Genomic DNA, 18,850 nt, shown 5'->3' with positions numbered 1-18,850 from the left:
CCTCCGAATACGGCCGAAGCCTAGCCGTTGGCCGGGGCGGGGGGCAAAGAAAAAGGCCGGCGTCGCCGCCGGCCTTTTCCAGAAACAGATGCAGCGGTCGCCGATCAGGCGGCGGCGGCTTGCTCGGCCAGCTTGGCGCGGACCTGACGCTTGATGCGCTGGGCGGCGATCGACAGCTGCTCGTCGCGGGCCTTGACGATGAAGGCGTCCAGGCCGCCCTTGTAATCGAGGGTGCGCAGCGCGGCGTTCGAGATACGCAGCGAGAAGGTCTGACCCAGGGAATCCGAGGTGACCTTGACCGTCTTCAGCGACGGCAGGAAGCGGCGCTTGGTCTTGATGTTCGAGTGGCTCACGCTATGGCCGACCATCGGGCCGATACCGGTGAGTTCGCAACGACGCGACATCGTCAGATCCTTAAGGTGCGGCGTCCAGCCCGAAACAAGGGAGAAGACGCATGAAACAAGTACGCGCGGGAAGCAGCCCGCGCGAGAGGGGGCCGTATAAGGGAAGAGGAGGTTCGGCGTCAAGCCGAGTCTTGGGCTTTCGAGGCCCGCCGCGCATCGGCCGGGACACGACTTCGTTCAGGCGTCATTCAAATGACGCGCGCTATGGGTCATATCATGAAGATCCACGCTGAACAGAAGGCCGCCATGTCTCGCCCGTCCCTGATTGATCGCCTGTCCAAACGCGCCCTGTCCCCGAAGGTCTGGGCCGTGCTGGCTCCGGTCATGGCCGGCGGCGTCCTGCTGGCCGCCCCCGCCCTGGCCCCGGCCCAGACGGCCGCCCAGAGCGAAGTCCTGCCCGGCTACTGGGAATATACGACCAGCGCGCTCGGCCAACGCGACACCGAACAGAAATGCGTGCGCCCCAGCGAGATCAACCGCTTCTTCGGCGGGCTGTCGACCAACCGCTGGCGCTGCACCTATCCGACCCGCGTGGTCGGAGACGGCCGGGCGCGGTTCGAGGGGACGTGTCAGGACAAGAAGGGCCGGCGGGTCAATGTGCGGCTGACCGGCGCCTATGAGGACACCAGCTTCAGCTTCCGCGGCGGGGCCCAGCTGCTGCGCGGCACCCCCTATATTCCCGCCACCATCACCGCGCGCCGCATCAGCGCCCAGTGCCCGGCCAATGCGGAGTATTTCTGAGCCTCAGACGGGTTCGGAGCGGGCGACCACATAGGTGTGCATCTGGTCGTCCGTCGAGAGACTGACGTATTCGCCGGTCTCCAGGCGTTCGTCGGCCAGGCGGAAACCGTGGACGTCGTCCGCCTCGCCGGGTTCGAAATCCAGGAACCAGCGGTCGGGGGCGGCGTGACGCAGCCGACCGAAGGCCAGGGTGGCGCCGTGCGAAAAGCGGCGGACCCGGCATTTTTCCGGCGCTTCTCGCCAGACGGCGGCGTCCAGGCGGCGCTCGGCCGTCAGGGGCGCGAGAATATCATAGCCCGCCTCGGGATCGCCCGCCGGGGCCTGCGGCTCGCGCGCCAGTTCCAGACGGATGTGATGAAAGCCCAGCGGGGCGGCGGGGTCGGCGTCGGTCATGGTCGGCTCCTGATCAAGGGCCATGTGGACGTCGAAGCCCCAGGCGCGCCTTGATGTCGGTCAAACCAAAAAGGCCCCGGATCGCTCCGGGGCCTTTTCGTTTGTCAGATGCGGAAGCCGAGCCTGTATTCAGGCGGCTTCGGCGGTAGGGATCGGCTTCTTGGCGCTGAGCGACTTGGCCAGCAGTTCGACGGCGGCGTCCTTGTCGATCTTGTTGGCGGCGGCGACTTCGCGCGCCATCCGGTCCAGGGCCGATTCATAGAGCTGGCGCTCGGAATAGGACTGTTCCGGCTGGGTGTCGGCGCGGTGCAGGTCGCGGACCACTTCGGCGATGGAGATCAGGTCGCCCGAATTGATCTTGGCCTCATATTCCTGGGCGCGGCGCGACCACATGGTGCGCTTGATGCGGGCGCGGCCCTTCAGGGTGGTCAGGGCCTTGGTCACGACGTCGTCGGCGGCCAGCGAACGCAGGCCGGCCGTCACGGCCTTCTTGGTCGGAACGCGCAGGGTCATCTTCTCGTGGTCGAAGGTCACGACATAGACTTCCAGCGACATGCCCGCGACTTCCTGAGTCTCGACCGCCGCGACCTTGCCGACGCCGTGCGCCGGATAGACGACCGCGTCGCCAACCTTGAACTCCAGACCAGTCTTGCTCGTCATATTCGTCCTTTCCCGGTCAGGGCCGGGCGAAGCGAAGGCGCAGGAAACGCAAACAGGATCTCGGCCGCCGGATCTCTCCGTCGGTCGGGATGATGCTGGGCGTCAAATGCGGAAACGGATCACCAAACCTCTGGCCGATCCCGTCTGTGGGCGGGATTCTGTCGCAAACACGGGCGGCGCGAAGATTTCGCGGACCGCCCGATCCAATGAAACAGAACCTATCACAAAATTGCGGAATTTCAAAACGTCCACAGGGCGGGCGTGGATTTGCGACAGTTCGACCTTGGCCGTTCGGCGGGTCGGGCCGCCGAAAGTCGTCGAGAAATCAGGAGCCCTTGCCAGGCTTGGGGCTGAAGTATTTCTCGTACTTGCCCGTCTCGCGCTCATATTGTTCGCGGTCGGCGGGGGGCGTGCCCTTGACGGTGATATTGGGCCAGACCTTGGCGTATTCGGCGTTGACCTGCAGCCACTTGCCGTCCGGCTCGTCCTCGGTGTCGGGCACGATGGCGTCGACGGGGCATTCGGGCTCGCACACGCCGCAGTCGATGCACTCGTCCGGGGCGATGACCAGGAAGTTCTCGCCCTCGTAGAAGCAGTCCACCGGGCAGACCTCGACGCAGTCCATGAACTTACATTTCACGCAGGCGTCGGTGACGATGTAGGTCATGGGGCGGCGAACGGGGTCGAAACTGTGGGTGGGAGGCCTGCGACATGGCGGCCACGCAACCAACTGTCAACAGCGCGGCTTAAGGTGGGAGACGTTCGCAGGCGGCCTGACACGACTTGACAACAGTCAGGCTTAATAGCAACTGTGTTGATTGCATATACCGTCCCTCTTCAACCGGAACATCCTCATGCGCACCCCCTTCATGAAATACGCCCTCGCCGGCGCCCTGGCCGTCAGCCTCGCCGCCGGCGGCGCGGTGGTGGCCCAGGCCGCCCTGACCAAGACGCCGTCGGAAGTGACCGCCGGCGCCTATGACCTCGATTCCGGCCACGGCAAGATCACCTGGTCGGTGAACCACCTCGGCTTCTCGACCTATACGGGCCAGTTCGTGAACGTGAAGGCCGAGCTGAAGCTGGACGTCGCCAATCCCTCGGCCAGCACCCTGACCGCCACCATTCCCCTGACCGACGTCGCCCCGAACGACGACAGGCTGAAGGCCCACCTGCAGACCGCCGATTTCTTCGACACCGCCAACCACCCGACCGCGACCTTCGTCTCGCGCTCGGTGACGGTGGACGCCGACGACGCCAATGAGGCGACCGTGGTCGGCGACCTGACCCTGCGCGGCGTGACCAAGCCGGTCACGATCGAAGTCGAGTTCAACCAGGCCGGAACCGCCATGGGCGCCTACAAGGCCGGCTTCGACGGCGAGGCCACGATCAAGCGTTCGGACTTCGGCATCAACTACGCCCTGCCGGCCGTGTCCGACGAGGTGAAGCTGCACATCGAGGGCGAGTTCGTCCTGAAGCAGTAAGCGATTTTCGCGTCGGGCCCCTGGCCCTAGGGCGCGATGATGAGGGAATAGAGGGCGCGGGCTTCTTCAGGCGGCCCGCGCCTTTCGCCCATCGCCTCCACCCGCAGGGTCGTGACCCGGCCGTTCTGGGCGAAGGTCAGCAGATCGCCGGGGCGAACGCAGCGACTGGGCTTGTCCAGCCGGGTCTCCCGCCCCTGATGCGTCAACCGCACCGCGCCGCGTTCGACGAGGGCGGCCGCCAGGCTTCGCGTCTTCAAGAAGCGCGCCCGCCACAGCCAGATGTCGATGCGGCAGGACGAATCCGTCTCGCTCATTCCACGGTTGTTCCTCGCATTGTTCCGCTCGCTTCGATCGCGGACCTGAAACTTCCAAATCGGCAAAGGCGACCGTGCGCCAGAACTTTTAATCGCAGCTGAGACGAATTCGGCTGCGTGAGCGGCACCTGCAAGTTGGCGCTTTGAGCCTGAAACCTTCAGCATGCAAAGAAACCTTGCCATCAAGTTCTATATATGTAGACTTATTGGCATGACACGATCTCGTCGCCCTTCCGCTCAGACCATAGCCGTGCTCGAGGTATTGGCGCGTCAAGCCGACGCCTGGTTCTACGGGCTTGAGGTCGCGGATGCGACCGGACTGAAATCCGGCAGTCTTTACCCCATCCTTATTCGATTGGCCGAGCGCAACTGGTTGGAGAGCCAGTGGTTGGAGCCAGAAAAGCCGGGGCGGCCCGCGCGTCACGCCTATCGGATCACTGCAGCCGGCCGGGCCGCATTGCGGGCGGCCATGGCGCCTTCGCCGTCGTCGATCCTGGGGAGATCGCTGTCATGAACCTGATGTTGTTCTTATCGCGCGGCATGATGCAGCTTGCCGCGAAGCTCGCCCCGCCTTCCCGGAATGGCTGGAAGGCGGCGATGCAGGGCGAGTTCGCGGCGATTCAGGAGGAGGGGCGGGCCCTGTCATGGTCGGCAGGATGTCTAGGGGCGGCGCTGGGATGGCGGATCGCGCGGGAAACACCGTTTATGGCGGCGGTGTTCCTCGCATCCGTCGTCGCCTATCTCGCCTACATGGCGCTGTTCTGGACGACAGATTATTCGGTCGGCGACTCGCTGAGCCTGATGGCGTGGCGGCAACAGGCCTGTATCGCTGCGGTCTGTCTGATCTGCAGCCTGGCCTGGCCCCGACGGGCGGCGTTCATCGCCTTGGCCATTCCGTTGAGCTTTGGCGGGGGGGCGTTCCTGCAGTTTGTGTGGAACGACGTTCTGACGCCCCGGGACGCCTATCCCGGCTATCATGCTTGGTCCGCTTGGTATTCGGCATTTTCCGCAGTCGTCGGCGAGGTTTGGCCCGGTGCGGCGGGCGCTTTGGCCGGCGTCTTGATTGCAAGGGCTTGGCGACGAGCGGCGATGTCGCGCCGGTCGGGCGCGGGTTTGCCATAAGGCCGCCATCACTATTTCTAACCGCGCCACAAAGTCCGTACGTCAGACCGCCGCCGTCTTCTTGCGCGGGCGACGGCGCTTGGCTTGCGCCGGCGGCGTCGGGGGCGCTGTCAGGACGGCCAGGGCGGCGAAGGGCGAATCCTTGGGCGGCCTGGGTGCGACGCCGGGCTTGTCGGGCTGGCGGGCGCGTTCGGTCTTCAGGGCGGCGATGACCTGTTTGGCCTGATCGGCGGTCCAGCCCAGATCGACCAGGGCGGCGTCGGACAGTCGGCCGTTGTCTGCGGTACTGGCGGCGCGCAGATCGGCCATCTTCTCCAGGGTCTCGACGGGCGCCAGCCAGCGGCCGGCCGCGCGCAGGCCGTGGGCCGAGAGCAGGCGGGGCGAGGGCGGTTCGGGCGGCGCGGGGATCAGATCGGGCGTCGCGGGAATAAGAGGCGCGTCCAGGAAGGCCTGGGCGAAATGGCGGGCGCGGGGCTTCTGCAGGCCGGGCAGCCAGACGGAATGAACCCCGACGCGGATGGCGAAGCTTTTCAGCGTGCGGCGCTCGACCTGGCTGAGGGCGGCCAGGTCGCGTTCGACGTCGCGCCGGTCGATCAGGCCCCCGGCCTCGATCAAGCGGAAGGCGATCCCGCGCGGCAGGCCCTTGAGCGCCCCCGATTCCACGGCCTGACGCAGGCGACGCAGATCCCGCAGGGCGCGACCGGCCTCGAACGCCAGCCAGGCCTCGATGCGGCGCTTGGCGCGCTCGCGGGCGGGCGTCGGACCCAGTTCGCCCAGCAGGCGGACGGAGGGCGAGAAGGGATCGGCGCCGGTCGGCGTGGACTGGATCTGGGCGGTCAGGACGCCGCGCCAAAGGACCGCCCCGTCCGGCGTGACGGCGAAGGCCTCGTCGGTCTCGGCGGCCAGACGGCCCAGGCGGCGGTTGATCTCGGGAGTGACGGCGCGGACCGCCGCCTGGCGCAGGGTGCGGTCCTCCAGGGCGGACGCGCCCTTCTCCATCTGAAAACGGACGCCGTCCAACTGGCCCACCACCTGGCCCTCGACCGTGACCTCGCCGTCGTCGGCGACGCCGGCGAACGTGTCCTCGCGGACGTTCAGGGCCCGCATCAGGGCGGTGGTGCGGCGATCGACGAACCGAGCGGTCAGCCGCTCGTGCAGGACGTCGGACAGACGGTCCTCCAGGGCGCGGGTCCTGTCGCGCCAGCCCTGGGCGTCGTGAACCCAGTCGGGACGGTTGGCGATATAGGACAGGGTGCGGACGGCCGAGAGCCGGGCCGACAGCTGGTCGATCTGGCCGTCGTCGCGATCGACGAAGGCGAAGCGCGGCGCCATCCAGTCGTCGGTCAGCCGCCCCCGCTTGCCGGTCAGGGCGTGGAAGACGTCCTTGGCCAGTCGCGCGTGCTCGTCCAGCGTCGTCTTCTGGAAGTCGGGCAGCTGGCAGGCTTCCCACAGCCGCATGACGGCGCCGCGCGAACGGCCGATGCGGGCCACCTCATCGTCCTTGATCAGGCGGCGCAGCAGGGTCTCGTCCAAAGCCTCGGCGGTCAGGCTTAGGCCGCTGCGCTGGGGCGTGACGGTCAGGGACCGCAACAGGTCGGGCAGGGTGTCGAAGTCCAGTCTGGCGTTACGCCATTCCGCCGCCTCGACCGGATCGAACCGGTGCTCGACCACCTGTTCCACCAGATCGGCGTCCAGATCCTCGGCCTCGGCCGTGACGCCGAACGTCCCGTCGCGCAGATGGCGGCCGGCGCGGCCGGCGATCTGGCCGATCTCGTGGGCGTGCAGCCAGCGGGTCCGCCGTCCGTCGAACTTGCGCAAGCCGGCGAAGGCGACATGGTCCACGTCCATGTTCAGCCCCATGCCGATGGCGTCGGTGGCGACCAGGAAGTCGACCTCGCCCGACTGGTACAGGGCCACCTGAGCGTTGCGGGTACGCGGCGAGAGGCTGCCCATGACCACGGCGGCGCCGCCGCGCTGGCGCCGGATCAGTTCGGCGATGGCGTAGACCCGCTCGGTCGAGAAGGCGACGATGGCGCTGCGGCGGGGCAGGCGGGTCAGTTTCTTGGACCCGGCGTAGGACAGCGTCGACAGCCGGTCTCGGGTCACGATCTCGACGTCCGGCACCAAGCGGCGGATCAGGGGCTCCATGGTCCCGGCGCCCAGGAACATGGTCTCGAACCGGCCGCGCGCGTGCAGCAGCCGCTGGGTGAAGACGTGGCCGCGCTCGGGGTCGGCGACCAGCTGGACTTCGTCGACAGCCAGGAATTCGACCGACCGCTCCAGCGGCATGGCCTCGACCGTGCAGACGAAATAGTGCGGCCGGGGCGGGACGATCTTTTCCTCGCCCGTGATCAGGGCGACGGCGGCGGCGCCGCGTTGGCTGACGATCCGCTCGTAGATCTCGCGGGCCAGCAGGCGCAGCGGCAGGCCGATCATGCCCGAGGCGTGACCCAGCATCCGCTCGACCGCCAGATGGGTCTTGCCGGTGTTGGTGGGCCCCAGCACCGCAGTGACGCGGGAGGGGGCGAGGCCTGCGGACCGGTCGCTCATGACCCCTGCAAGGTGGCGATGATCGCCGCGCGGCTCAAGGGCCTTTTCAGACTTCGGCGCAGCGCAGCCCCATCCGCACCAGCATGGACAGGCTGGTGACCTGCATCTTCTGCATCACCTTGGCGCGGAAGATCTCGACCGTTCGCGGGCTGATGCTGAGGCTGATGGCGATTTCCTTGTTCGACTTGCCGTCGATCAGGGCCTCGAACACCTGACGTTCTCGCGGCGTCAAACTGGCCAGGCGGGACGTCGCCTCCTCGCGCGCCTCGCTCTCGACCTCCTGGCGCTCCAGGGCGGACAGACAGCCGCGCACGGCTTCGAGGATACGGTTCGGGTCGAAGGGTTTCTCGATGAAGTCCACGACGCCCTCCTTCATCAGCTGAACCGCCAGCGGCACGTCGGCGTGACCGGTGATGACGATGACGGGCCAGGCCTCGCCGCGCAGTCGAGACAGATGACGGATCAACTCGGCGCCTTCCATCTGCGGCATGCGCAGATCGGTGATGACGCAGGCCGTCTTTTCTTCCGGCAGGGCGTCCAGCAAGGCGGTGGCGCTGGGGAAGCCGCGGGCGCGAATGCCCTCGCCCCGCAAGAGCATCAACAGCGAATCCCGCAAGGCCTGATCGTCGTCGATCACGAAGACGGAATGTTGAGTCATGCGGCTTCGAGCTCCAGGACGGGAGAAAGACAGAAGGAGAAGGCCGCGCCGCCCAGCGGACTGCGGCCAACGGTCAGGACGGCGTCATGGCTCTCGATGATCGAGCGGGTGACCGACAGGCCCAGGCCCATTCCGCTCGCCTTGGTCGTGGTCATCGGCTGGAAGATCCGGTCCATCTGGTCCTCCGGAATTCCAGGACCGTCGTCTTCTACGACGATCTCGTAACCTTGGTTTCCAAGGCTGCGGCCGGTGATGCGCACCAGGCCGAGGTCGCGACCGGCGACAGCATCGACGGCGTTGCGGACCAGATTGTTGATCGCTTGCTGGAACTGGATGCGATCCGCCAGCACATGATCGCCGACGTCACGCACATCGACGCGGATCACCACCCCTGTGTCCATGCGGATCAGGTCGAACAGGGGCGCAGGTCTTCGATCATCGAGGAGACGCGCTGGTCCGTCAGTTCGCGGGCGCCGGTCGAGACGAACTCTCGCATGCGGCGAATGATGTCGCCGGCCCGAATGAGCTGGGTCTTGGCCAGATCCAGGGCGCGGCCGGCGCTGTCGCCCAGCGGCCCCGCCCGGGCGATGTCGGTCTGGCCTGCGTGCAGATAGACGGTGGCGGCCGTCAGGGGCTGGTTCAGTTCGTGCGCCAGGGTCGCCGCCATTTCGCCCATGGAGTTCAGCCGCCAGCTCTTGCTGAGCTGGTTCATCAGGTCGCGCATGCGCTCATTGGCGGCCGTGGTTTGCCGCTGGTCGCCGAGGGACAGCACCATCCGCTCGGGATCCACGCTGGGGGAAAGAAGGCTGGCGTGGATCGTCATGGGGACGATCTCTCCGTCCGGCCGCCGCGCCAGCCATGATCCGGTCGCCGGAAGGGACAGCGGGGCGCCGTCCATCACGGCGGCGAGCGCGGTCGTGTCGAAATCGGCGGCGAAGGTGCTGAAGGGGCGGGAGAGGGCCTCATCAGGCGTGACGCCGAGCAGATCGGCGGCGGCCGGGGTGATTCGCAAAATGCGGCCCTCGCCATTCAAGGTCACGACCGGAACGGAGGCCAGTATGCTGTCCAACAGGGCGCTGCGGCTGGCCAACCGGTGACAGACCTCCGCCATCACGAGGGCCACGGCGACGAACAGGGCGGCGTGGACGACGGCGTTCGCAATCCCCTGTCGAGGCAGGATCAGCATGTCGGCGATGACGGACAGGACGATCGCCGTGAAGGTCGCCGGGCGCTGAGCCACCAGGGCGGTCGCCATCACCGCCGCCAGCATGGGCAGATAGTGGACGTGGCCGACGGTCTGGATAGTCAGGCGGAAAACCGATGCAACCAATACGCACCCGGCGGCAAGCAAAAAGCCGCCCCAATACGTCCGGGCAAATCGAACCATAAGCCGGGGCAGAGCAGGTCGAGTAGAAGCCGCCGGTCGTGCTTGCATCATGCGATATTTCGCATCTGCGAAACCATTCTCGTCACGTCCCTGCCGCTTTTTTGACCCAATCTCTATATCATTCCTGAAGTTAGGGAAAAGCACGCATTATTAATTTTTGCGATCAGGTTCGCCTGATGGGCGAAATTCCCGTCGGCGCCCTGCGCGCGCCGCCTTTACGCATTCCTACCTAGGGTGCGGTTCAGAAATCATATTAATCATCATCTCATGGTTCCCGGGCAGAATGCAGATGCTCCGAGGTCGTTGATGTTCCCCGAAATCCTTCTCCAAGGCCCTTCGACGTCCAGGCGTTCGACCGACACGCGCAAAGCGCAGGTCGGCGGATGTCCGGCGGTCGCGGCGGTTGCAGGCGGATCGGGATGCGACCTTGGGAGACTCCACTCGGACGGGTTCGCCGTCTCTGCGGATTCGATCTGATTTTTTGCGATACCGAGGAGAGTACGCGTGAAGTTCACTGAAAACATGCCGGTGGGGCGCAAGCTGTTCAGCGCGTTTGCGCTGGTGCTGGTCGCCATCGCCGTCATGGGCGCCGTCGTCGTGACGAATCTTCTGGCCCTCCAGAGCGCAGGCGAAGCCCGCAGCACGGAAAACGCCATGACCCGCGCCACGGCCGAGGCGGAATTCTATCTGGCCAGGCAGGAGAACGCCTATCGCGGCTACCTGCTGTCGCAAGATCCCTACTACATTGAGCGACTTGAAGCCCACCGCGCCAAATTCATCGCCGCCCTGGAAGAAGAGCGCGCCGGCCTTCCCGCCGATCGCACCGCGCCGATAGACCGGGCGATCCAGGCCAACGCCGAATGGTACAAGAACGTCGTCCAGGTCGGGCAGGTCCTGGTCCGCGAAGGCCGCGTGGACGAGGCCGAGAACATGGTCGGACGCGAAGGCGTCGCGGACACCTATATCGCGCCGGCGGAAGAGGCGGTCGACGAGTTGAAGGCCGCCAACGACGCGGCGCTGGTGGTCACGCGCGACGCGCAGGAGACGGCGACCAAGAACGCCATGCTGGCGGTGATGATCGGTCTGGTCTCCGTTCTGCTGCTGTCCCTGGCCGTCGGTTTCGGCGTGACCCGCGCCATCGTGCGGCCGACGATGAGCATGATCGGCTATATGCAGAAGCTGATGGCGGGCGACACCTCGATCCAGATCGTCGGCGCCGACCGCAAGGACGAGTTCGGCAAGATGGGCCAGGCGATCGTCGCCTTCCGCGACGCCGCCGTTGAAAAGATCCGCATTGAGGCCGAGGCCGCCTCGACCCGCTCGATGAGCGAGAACGAGCGCCTAGCCAACGAGGCCGAGAAGGCGCGCATCGCCGAAGAGGATCGTGTCGCCCTGACGGCCCTGGCCGACGGCCTGGCCGCCATGTCGAACGGCGATCTGACCCACCGGTTCACCGCCGAGGTCGCCCCGCGGGCCGAAAAGCTGAAGACCGACTTCAACACCGCCATCGCCCAGCTGCAGCAGGCCATGAGCGTGGTGCTCAGCAATGTGGCGGGCATTCGCTCGGGCGCCGGCGAGATCTCGCAGGCCGCCGACGACCTGTCGCGTCGCACCGAACAACAGGCCGCCAGCCTGGAAGAAACCGCCGCCGCCTTGGACGAGATCACCGCCACAGTGAACAAGACCGCCTCGGGCGCCCGTCAGGCCTCGGACGTGGTTCAGGCCGCCAAGGGCGACGCCGAGACTTCGGGCGTCATCGTTCGCGACGCCGTCTCGGCCATGCAGGCGATCGAGGGCTCGTCCGCGCAGATCAACCAGATCATCGGCGTGATCGACGAGATCGCCTTCCAGACCAATCTGCTGGCCCTGAACGCCGGCGTGGAAGCGGCGCGCGCCGGCGAGGCCGGTCGCGGCTTCGCCGTGGTGGCCTCCGAAGTCCGCGCCCTGGCCCAGCGTTCGGCCGAAGCGGCCAAGGAAATCAAGACCCTGATCTCGGCCTCCACCACCCAGGTGGGCTCGGGCGTCAAACTGGTCGGTCAGACCGGCGAGGCTTTGCAGCGGATCGTCGATCGTGTCGCCGAGATCGACGGCCTGGTCACGGAAATCGCGGCCTCGGCCCAGGAACAGGCCGTGGGCCTGGCCCAGGTCAACACGGCCGTGAACCAGATGGACCAGGTCACCCAGCAAAATGCTGCGATGGTCGAGCAGTCGACCGCCGCCAGCCATTCCCTGGCCCAGGAGGCGGAAGCCCTGCAGACGTCCGTGGCCCAGTTCAAGGTCGGCCAGGGTTCAGAAGGTCACGCCGCTCCCAGCCGCCGCAGCCCGGCGCCTGCTCGCCCCGCTCCTGCTCATCAGGCCGCGCCCAAGCCCGTCAATCGCATGATCCAGGCCCTGAAGACCGTCGGCCGCGGCGGCGCGGCGCTCAAGGTCGAGGCCGATCCGGAAGGTTGGGAGGAGTTCTGATGATTCGGTCTTCAAAGGCTATTTACCAAAGCTGTGCCATGCATGGTCCTGGGGCAGACGAAGGGAACTTCTCATGACGGACGCCATCGTGCTGGCGACGGTGCTGGATATGAATGCGGCCGAGCCGTTAAAGGCGGAGCTGCTGGCGCGCCGGGGTCAGCCGGTCACGGTGGACGCCTCGAACGTCGAGCGTCTGGGCGGTCTCTGCCTGCAGGTGTTGTTGTCGGCCCGCAAGACCTGGGCCGCCGACGGCGTCGATCTGACGATCACGCCCCAGTCCCAAGGTTTTTCTGAACAGTGGACCACCTTCGGCGCGTCCGAAACCAATGTCCCCGACCCCCTTGCCCAAGATCCCCTTGAAGGAGCTCTCGCGTGAAAAAGACAGTCCTGACCATCGATGATTCCCGCACCATGCGCGACATGCTGCTGATGGCCCTGGAGGACGCGGGTTACACCGTGATCCAGGCCGTCGACGGCATTGATGGTCTGGAGACCCTGGCCGCGCAAGGCGCGGACGTGGTCATCACCGACATCAACATGCCCCGCATGGACGGCTTCGGCTTCATCGAAGGCATGCGCGCCGATCCGAACCACCGGACCACTCCTTGCCTGGTGCTGACGACCGAGAGCGACGCCGAGAAGAAGGCCCGCGCCCGCGCCGCCGGCGCCACCGGCTGGATCGTCAAGCCGTTCGATCCCGTCAAGCTTGTCGACGCCGTCCGCCGCGTCGCGGCCTAACCCTCACAGATCGATCGGCCGCAAGCCATGGACGCCTTCGAAGCCATCAAAGCCACCTTCTTCCAGGAATGCGACGAACTGCTCGCGGAACTGGAATCGAAGCTGATGCTGCTGGAACAGGGTCAGACCGACCTTGAAACCATCAACGCCGTCTTCCGCGCCGTTCACTCGGTGAAGGGTGGGGCGGGGGCGTTCGGTCTGGAGGCCCTGGTCCGTTTCGCCCACGTCTTCGAGACGCTGATGGACGAGCTGCGCGCCGGTCGCAAACCGTGCGACACGGTGACGATCAAGACCCTGCTGCGCGCCTCCGACGTGCTGGCCGATCATATCCAGGCCGCGCAAGGCCTGGCCCCGCCGGTCGACGAGGAGCGTTCGGCCGGTCTGGTTCACGAACTGGAACTTCTGACCCACGGCGGCGAGGCGCCGCCGGTGGTTGAGGAGGACGAAGACGACTTCGGCTTCGTCCCGATGGCCTTCGACGTCCCGCTGGACGAACCCCTGCCGTCCCTCGGCGAGCCTGAAGCCGTCGCGCCCGAGGCCCAGACGGGATGGCGCATTCTGTTCAAGCCCCATGGCCGCATGTACGGCAGCGCCAACGAAGCCGGCCTGTTGCTGCGCGAACTGGGCCGCCTGGGACCGATCACGGTGTCGGTGGACGACAGCGCGCTGCCGACGCTGGACGTTCTGGTCGCCGAGGACGGCTATCTGACCTGGACCATCGATCTGACCGCAGCGATCGAAGAGAAGGTCGTGCGCGAGGTGTTCGACTTCGTCGAGGCCGACTGCGACCTGACGATCTCGCCCCTGGGCGGCGGGGCGGAACCGGTCCTCGCCTTCGAGGACGAGCCGCCGGCGGTGCTGCCCGCCAGCGACGAACTGGATATCGCCGCCCTGCTGGCCAAGGCCGCAGGCGGCGCGCCCGCCGCCGAGCCGGCCCCCGTCGCCGTCGCCCCCGCCCCGGCGCCTGAGCCTGAGCCTGAGCCTGCTCCCGCCGCCCCTGCTCCTGCGCCTGCGCCCGCTCCGGTCGCCGCCGCCCCGGCGCCGGTCGCGCCGATTCCGCCTGCCCAGGTCGCAGCGCCTGTCGCACCGGCCCCTGTCACCATTCGCGTCGATCTGGATCGGGTCGATCGCCTGATCAATGTGGTCGGCGAACTGGTCATCCAGCAGGCCATGCTGTCGCAACGCGTGCTGGAAAGCGGCCTGGCCCGCTCGTCCGGTATCGCCCTGGGCCTGGAAGACCTCGAGCTTCTGACGCGCGAGATCCAGGACAGCGTCATGGCCATTCGCGCCCAGCCGGTGAAGTCGGTGTTCCAGCGCATGCCGCGCCTGGTCCGCGAAGTCGCCGACATGGTCTCCAAACAGGTTCGTCTGGTCACCGCCGGCGAGGACACCGAGGTCGACAAGACCGTGGTCGAACGCCTGGCCGAGCCCATCACCCACATGCTGCGCAACGCCATCGACCACGGCCTGGAGACGCCCGACGAGCGCGTCGCCGCCGGCAAGACGGCCGAGGGCACGGTTCGCCTGGCCGCCCTGCACCGGTCCGGCCGCATCGTCATCGAAATCTCCGACGACGGGCGCGGCATCAATCGCGAACGGGTCAAGAAGATCGCCATCGACAAGGGGCTGGTCGCGCCTGACGCCGCCCTGACCGACGAGCAGATCGACAATCTGATCTTCCTGCCCGGTTTCTCGACCGCCGCCGTGGTGTCCGACATCTCGGGCCGCGGCGTGGGCATGGACGTGGTCAAGCGGTCGATCCAGGCCCTGGGCGGGCGGATCTCGATCAGTTCGGTTCCGGGCAAGGGTTCGACCTTCACCCTCAGCCTGCCGCTGACCCTGGCGGTGCTGGACGGCATGGTCGTGTCCGCAGCCGACCAGATCCTGATCGCGCCGCTGCCGGCCATCGTCGAAAGCCTGACGCCGCAAGAAGGCGACCTGCATTATGTCGGCGGGGTCGATCCGGTGATCCGCTTCCGCGATCGTTTCCTGCCCCTGATCGACGTGGCCATGACCATGGGCTTCCGCGACACCCCGGTGGTCCCTTCCGAAGGCGTCGCCGTGGTCGTCGAGACCGAGGGCGGCCAACAGGCGGCCCTGCTGTTCGACGCCATCCAGGGCCAGCGCCAGGTCGTGATCAAGAGCCTCGAGACCAACTACCAGCAGGTGGAGGGCATCGCCGCCGCCACCATCCTGGGCGATGGTCGCGTGGCCCTGATCCTCGACGTGGACGTCTTGGTCACAGACATGCGCCGCCGATCTTCCCGCCCCGATTTCAAGCTTGCGAGCTGAGCCATGACCGAAGCCAACGACTCCCAACGCGAACTCATCGCCTTCCGCATCGGCCGCCAGGAATTCTGCGTCGACATCATGTCGGTGCGTGAAATCCGCGGCTGGACCCCGGCCACGCCGCTGCCGCGCTCGCCCGGCTATATGAAGGGCGTCATCAACCTGCGCGGCACCGTCCTGCCGATCATCGATCTGGGCGCGCGCTTCGGTCTGGAGACGTCCGAGCCGACGGCCCGTCACGTCATCATGGTCGCCCATATCGGCGGCCGGATGGTGGGGCTGCTGGTGGACGCTGTGTCGGACATCCTGGAGATGAACGAAGCCTCGGTCCAGCCGACGCCCGACGTCGCCAGCGACCAGGTCAAGACCTTCGTCAAGGGGATATTCTCGATCGACGGACGCATGATCAGCCTGATCGAACTGGACCACATCCTGCCCCATATCGAGGCTGAAGCCGCATGAATCCCGCCCCAGGACGGGGATCCATCGTCGAGGGCGAATTCGTCTTCACCGCCGAGGATTTCCGTCAGATCGCCGAAATGCTTCATGCCCACGCGGGCATCGCCCTGAACGAGGGCAAGGCGGCTCTGGTCTATTCGCGCTTGGCCAAACGGTTGCGGACCCTGGGTTTGTCGAGTTTCCGCGACTACTGCGCCCTGGTCGAGGGCGTGGACGGGGTCGACGAGCGGCAGAAGATGACGGCCGCCCTGACGACCAATGTCACCCGCTTCTATCGCGAGCCGCACCATTTCGACGACCTGCGCGACCGGGTTCTGCCCAAACTGGTCGAGCGCGCCCGCGCCGGCGGCCGGGTGCGGCTATGGTCGGCGGCCTGTTCGAACGGGCAGGAGCCCTATTCGATGGCCCTGACGGTGCTGTCGGTCCTGCCCGAGGCGGCGGACCTGGACGTGCGCATCCTGGCCACCGATATCGATCCGAACATGGTCGCCCAGGGCTACGACGGGACCTATTCCGAAGAGGCGCTGGAGCCGGCGCCGGCCACGTTGTGGCGCAAATATTTCAACCGCGCCGACCGCGGCAATTGGGTCGCCGGACCGCAGCTGAAGCGCCTGGTGTCCTTCAAGGAACTGAACCTGATCGGCGACTGGCCGATGAAGGGCAAGTTCGACGTCATCTTCTGCCGCAACGTGGTGATCTATTTCGATGATCCCACCCAGGAGCGGGTGTGGAGCCGCTTCGTCCCCCTGATGAACCCCGGCGCCACCCTCTATATCGGCCATTCCGAACGCGTGGCGGGGCCGGCCGCCAGCCTGCTGCAGACTGCGGGTCTGACCACCTACCGCCTGGGAGCCGCATGATGAGCGCCAAGATCAAAGTCCTCGTGGTGGACGACAGCCTGACGATGCGCGGCCTGATCTCGGCGGCCCTGAAGTCGGATCCCGAAATCGAGGTCGTCGGCACGGCCGCCGATCCGATTGAGGCCCGCGCCGCCATCAAGGAGCTCAATCCCGACGTCCTGACCCTGGATGTCGAGATGCCCAACATGAACGGGCTGGAATTCCTCGAGAAGATCATGCGGCTGCGGCCCATGCCGGTGGTCATGGTCTCGACCCTGACGGCGGCGGGCACGGACGTGACCCTGGCGGCGCTGGAAATCGGCGCGGTGGACGCGGTGGCCAAGCCGGCCGTGGCCAGCGTCGACGCCTTCCACGACCTGATCGAGAAGGTGAAGACGGCGGCGCGTTCGCGCGTCCGCGCCCGCGCCGACATGCCCGCCTCGGCGGCGGCGCCCAGCGCCTATCGCCCGGCCGCCAGCCATATCCTGGCCATCGGCTCCTCGACCGGCGGGGTCGAAGCCCTTCTGACCGTTCTGAGCGGCTTCCCGGCCAATTGCCCGGCGACCATCATCACCCAGCACATGCCGGCGACCTTCACCGCCAGCTTCGCCGCCCGTCTGGACCGCGTCTGCGCTCCGACCGTGACCGAAGCCTATGAAGGCGCGCAACTGAAGGCCGGCCACATCTATCTGGCGCCGGGCGGCGCGGCGCATCTGGAGCTGACGCCCGGCATGACCCCCCGCTGCCATCTGGTGCAGAGCGACCCGGTCAATGGCCACCGTCCGTCGGTCGACGTCATGTTCGAGTCGCTTGTCCGCCTGAAGCGGCCGATGACCGGCGTGATCCTGACGGGCATGGGCAAGGACGGCGCCAAGGGCCTGAAGGCCATTCGCGACGCCGGCGGCCGCACCCTGGGCCAGGACGAATCGACCTCGGTCGTCTACGGCATGCCCAAAGCCGCATTCGAACTGGGCGCCGTGGAACGGCAACTGCCGCTCCACCGCCTGTCCCCCGCTATTCTAGAACTGTGCGCCGACTCGGGCGCACGGTCGATCGCCTGACCCCCGGGAGCGCCATCATGCCCGCCGCCGCCTCTCTCCACTGCCTGGTCGTCGATGATCAGATGACGATGCGCTCGCTGGTTCGCACCAGCCTGCAACAACTGGGCGTGCGCGAGATCCGCGAAGCCGCCGATGGTGAGATCGCCCTGCGCGACATCATTTCCAAGCCCGCGCACCTGATCATCTCCGACTACAATATGCCGAACCTGGACGGGCTGGGCCTGTTGCGCGCCGTCCGGGCCCACCCGCCGACGTCCAAGACCGCCTTCATCATGCTGACCGGCCGCGCCGACCGCGAACTGGTGCAGCGGGCCGTGCAGTTCGGCGTCAACAACTATCTGGTCAAACCCTTCACGGTGGCCCAGCTGAAGGGCAAGCTGGAAGCCGTCTTCGGTCCACTGACATGAGCTTCTCCGCCCTGAAAGAAAGCAAGGAAAAGCGGCTGCACGTCGGGCAGGGCGAGCATCATATCACCTCCGACCCGGACGTGGTTCTCAGCACCATTCTGGGCTCGTGCGTGGCCATGTGCCTGCGCGATCCGGTCGCCGGGATCGGGGGCATGAACCATTTCCTGCTGCCGGAAGGCTCCGGCGCGGGAACCGACGCGGGGCGTCGCTACGGCGCCTATGCGATGGAGCTGCTGATCAACGACTTGCTGAAGGCCGGCGGACGCCGCGAGCGGCTGGAGGCCAAGCTGTTCGGCGGCGGGCGGATGTTCGACAGTCTGCGCGACGTCGGCCGTTCCAACGCCGACTTCGCCGAGAAATTCTTGCGCGACGAAGGCATTCCCGTGGTGGGCGGCAGCCTGCGCGGGGACGGCGGACGCCGCCTGCACTACTGGCCGGTGACCGGCAAGGCCATGCAGCGCGCCGTGACCGACACCGTCGCGCCCAAGCCCGTCCCCGTCGTTCGGCCCCCCGTCGATACGGGCGCCCTGGAGCTCTTCTGATGCACGCCCCTCCCGAACACGCCCACCTCCTGGTCGCCGTCGCCGACGAGCTGATGCGTGTGCGCGAGGGGATCGATCACGTCGAGGCCCTGGTCAGCCGTCTGGTGCGGCGCGCGCCGGCTGAGGATCGGGCGGAGGCCCTGACCGAGGCCCAGGCCCTGGACGCTCTGACCCAGAGGCTGGAAGCCCTGTCCGGCGTGCTGCGAATGCTGGGCGACGGCGCGACCCCGGCGGAATCCGTGAGCCGGATCTCCCTGGCCGACATGGCGGTGCGCCTGCGCCCCGCCGCCGGCGTCAAGACGACCGAGGCTGCCGATTCGGGCGACCTCATGCTGTTCTGAC

General features: G+C 66.9%; 23 protein-coding genes. 14 read left to right on the top strand and 9 right to left on the bottom strand.

Going from position 1 to position 18,850, the window contains the following annotated elements; all coding sequences use genetic code 11:
* Positions 1-104: 104 nt before the first annotated feature.
* Positions 105-404: a 50S ribosomal protein L28 gene (rpmB, locus tag GGR11_RS08635; protein WP_035306987.1), complete on the bottom strand. Its 300-nt coding sequence runs from the start codon at positions 402-404 to the stop codon at positions 105-107.
* A gap of 216 nt (positions 405-620) precedes the next feature.
* On the opposite strand from rpmB, the gene GGR11_RS08630 reads away from it, so the two are divergent.
* Positions 621-1,145, top strand: a complete 525-nt coding sequence (locus GGR11_RS08630; RefSeq protein ID WP_246331626.1) for a DUF3617 domain-containing protein — start codon at positions 621-623, stop codon at positions 1,143-1,145.
* 3 nt (positions 1,146-1,148) lie between these two features.
* Here GGR11_RS08630 and GGR11_RS08625 read toward each other — a convergent pair whose 3' ends face one another.
* The 3 genes from GGR11_RS08625 to fdxA form a co-directional block, all read right to left on the bottom strand.
* Positions 1,149-1,538, bottom strand: coding sequence for a hypothetical protein (locus GGR11_RS08625; protein WP_246331624.1), 390 nt, complete (start codon positions 1,536-1,538; stop codon positions 1,149-1,151).
* A 129-nt stretch (positions 1,539-1,667) separates the two neighbouring features.
* Positions 1,668-2,198, bottom strand: coding sequence for a CarD family transcriptional regulator (locus GGR11_RS08620; RefSeq protein WP_183196275.1), 531 nt, complete (start codon positions 2,196-2,198; stop codon positions 1,668-1,670).
* Positions 2,199-2,523: 325 nt separating this feature from the next.
* Positions 2,524-2,865 carry a ferredoxin FdxA gene (fdxA, locus tag GGR11_RS08615; protein ID WP_017505910.1) on the bottom strand — a complete coding sequence of 114 codons (342 nt, stop codon included), beginning with the start codon at positions 2,863-2,865 and terminating at the stop codon, positions 2,524-2,526.
* 187 nt (positions 2,866-3,052) lie between these two features.
* On the opposite strand from fdxA, the gene GGR11_RS08610 reads away from it, so the two are divergent.
* Positions 3,053-3,679, top strand: a complete 627-nt coding sequence (locus GGR11_RS08610) for a YceI family protein (protein ID WP_183196274.1) — start codon at positions 3,053-3,055, stop codon at positions 3,677-3,679.
* A gap of 26 nt (positions 3,680-3,705) precedes the next feature.
* Here the strand turns inward: GGR11_RS08610 and GGR11_RS08605 are convergent, their stop codons facing one another.
* The gene (locus tag GGR11_RS08605; RefSeq protein ID WP_183196273.1) at positions 3,706-3,993 is read right to left on the bottom strand and encodes an RNA-binding S4 domain-containing protein; all 288 of its coding nucleotides are present in this window, start codon (positions 3,991-3,993) and stop codon (positions 3,706-3,708) included.
* Between the two features lie 250 nt (positions 3,994-4,243).
* Here GGR11_RS08605 and GGR11_RS08600 point away from each other — a divergent pair, with 250 nt between their 5' ends.
* A complete protein-coding gene (locus GGR11_RS08600; protein WP_083793390.1) occupies positions 4,244-4,507 on the top strand; it encodes a PadR family transcriptional regulator in 264 nt (87 codons plus the stop codon).
* Positions 4,504-5,115 carry a hypothetical protein gene (locus GGR11_RS08595; RefSeq protein WP_183196272.1) on the top strand — a complete coding sequence of 204 codons (612 nt, stop codon included), beginning with the start codon at positions 4,504-4,506 and terminating at the stop codon, positions 5,113-5,115. The genes GGR11_RS08600 and GGR11_RS08595 overlap by 4 nt, the downstream gene beginning before the upstream one ends.
* Positions 5,116-5,157: 42 nt before the next feature.
* Here GGR11_RS08595 and GGR11_RS08590 read toward each other — a convergent pair whose 3' ends face one another.
* The 4 genes from GGR11_RS08590 to GGR11_RS08580 are packed head-to-tail and all read right to left on the bottom strand — an operon-like array spanning position 5,158 to position 9,653.
* Complete coding sequence (locus GGR11_RS08590; RefSeq protein WP_183196271.1) at positions 5,158-7,665, bottom strand: helicase-related protein; 2,508 nt, start codon at positions 7,663-7,665, stop codon at positions 5,158-5,160.
* A 46-nt stretch (positions 7,666-7,711) separates the two neighbouring features.
* Complete coding sequence (gene fixJ, locus GGR11_RS08585; RefSeq protein ID WP_183196270.1) at positions 7,712-8,323, bottom strand: response regulator FixJ; 612 nt, start codon at positions 8,321-8,323, stop codon at positions 7,712-7,714.
* Positions 8,320-8,724: a sensor histidine kinase gene (locus GGR11_RS16645; RefSeq protein WP_221205114.1), complete on the bottom strand. Its 405-nt coding sequence runs from the start codon at positions 8,722-8,724 to the stop codon at positions 8,320-8,322. The genes fixJ and GGR11_RS16645 overlap by 4 nt, the downstream gene beginning before the upstream one ends.
* Positions 8,725-8,729: 5 nt before the next feature.
* Positions 8,730-9,653, bottom strand: coding sequence for a histidine kinase dimerization/phospho-acceptor domain-containing protein (locus GGR11_RS08580; RefSeq protein WP_221205113.1), 924 nt, complete (start codon positions 9,651-9,653; stop codon positions 8,730-8,732).
* Between the two features lie 579 nt (positions 9,654-10,232).
* Here GGR11_RS08580 and GGR11_RS08575 point away from each other — a divergent pair.
* The 10 genes from GGR11_RS08575 to GGR11_RS08530 all read left to right on the top strand — a co-directional run bounded on the left by GGR11_RS08575 (position 10,233) and on the right by GGR11_RS08530 (position 18,849).
* The gene (locus GGR11_RS08575; RefSeq protein WP_183196427.1) at positions 10,233-12,173 is read left to right on the top strand and encodes a methyl-accepting chemotaxis protein; all 1,941 of its coding nucleotides are present in this window, start codon (positions 10,233-10,235) and stop codon (positions 12,171-12,173) included.
* Between the two features lie 73 nt (positions 12,174-12,246).
* Entirely contained in the window at positions 12,247-12,549 is a 303-nt protein-coding gene (locus tag GGR11_RS08570) for an STAS domain-containing protein (protein ID WP_183196269.1), read from the top strand.
* Positions 12,546-12,911, top strand: coding sequence for a response regulator (locus GGR11_RS08565; RefSeq protein ID WP_183196268.1), 366 nt, complete (start codon positions 12,546-12,548; stop codon positions 12,909-12,911). Before GGR11_RS08570 ends, GGR11_RS08565 begins: the two co-directional genes overlap by 4 nt.
* 27 nt (positions 12,912-12,938) lie before the next feature.
* Positions 12,939-15,203, top strand: coding sequence for a chemotaxis protein CheA (locus tag GGR11_RS08560; protein WP_183196267.1), 2,265 nt, complete (start codon positions 12,939-12,941; stop codon positions 15,201-15,203).
* Positions 15,204-15,206: 3 nt separating this feature from the next.
* Positions 15,207-15,662 carry a chemotaxis protein CheW gene (locus tag GGR11_RS08555; protein ID WP_008262141.1) on the top strand — a complete coding sequence of 152 codons (456 nt, stop codon included), beginning with the start codon at positions 15,207-15,209 and terminating at the stop codon, positions 15,660-15,662.
* A complete protein-coding gene (locus GGR11_RS08550; RefSeq protein WP_183196266.1) occupies positions 15,659-16,519 on the top strand; it encodes a CheR family methyltransferase in 861 nt (286 codons plus the stop codon). Before GGR11_RS08555 ends, GGR11_RS08550 begins: the two co-directional genes overlap by 4 nt.
* Positions 16,519-17,559 (top strand): protein-glutamate methylesterase/protein-glutamine glutaminase, encoded by a 1,041-nt coding sequence (locus tag GGR11_RS08545; RefSeq protein WP_035310620.1) that lies wholly within the window; start codon positions 16,519-16,521, stop codon positions 17,557-17,559. Before GGR11_RS08550 ends, GGR11_RS08545 begins: the two co-directional genes overlap by 1 nt.
* 17 nt (positions 17,560-17,576) lie before the next feature.
* Positions 17,577-17,966, top strand: a complete 390-nt coding sequence (locus tag GGR11_RS08540) for a response regulator (protein WP_008262387.1) — start codon at positions 17,577-17,579, stop codon at positions 17,964-17,966.
* Complete coding sequence (locus tag GGR11_RS08535; RefSeq protein ID WP_183196265.1) at positions 17,963-18,508, top strand: chemotaxis protein CheD; 546 nt, start codon at positions 17,963-17,965, stop codon at positions 18,506-18,508. Before GGR11_RS08540 ends, GGR11_RS08535 begins: the two co-directional genes overlap by 4 nt.
* A complete protein-coding gene (locus GGR11_RS08530; RefSeq protein ID WP_008258631.1) occupies positions 18,508-18,849 on the top strand; it encodes a hypothetical protein in 342 nt (113 codons plus the stop codon). Before GGR11_RS08535 ends, GGR11_RS08530 begins: the two co-directional genes overlap by 1 nt.
* The last annotated feature ends 1 nt before the right edge of the window (position 18,850 follow it).

The sequence above is a fragment of the Brevundimonas mediterranea genome (assembly GCF_014196125.1).
Lineage (GTDB): Bacteria > Pseudomonadota > Alphaproteobacteria > Caulobacterales > Caulobacteraceae > Brevundimonas > Brevundimonas mediterranea.
Note: the sequence above shows the minus strand (reverse complement) of the source record. Positions and strands in the feature narration are given on the sequence as shown.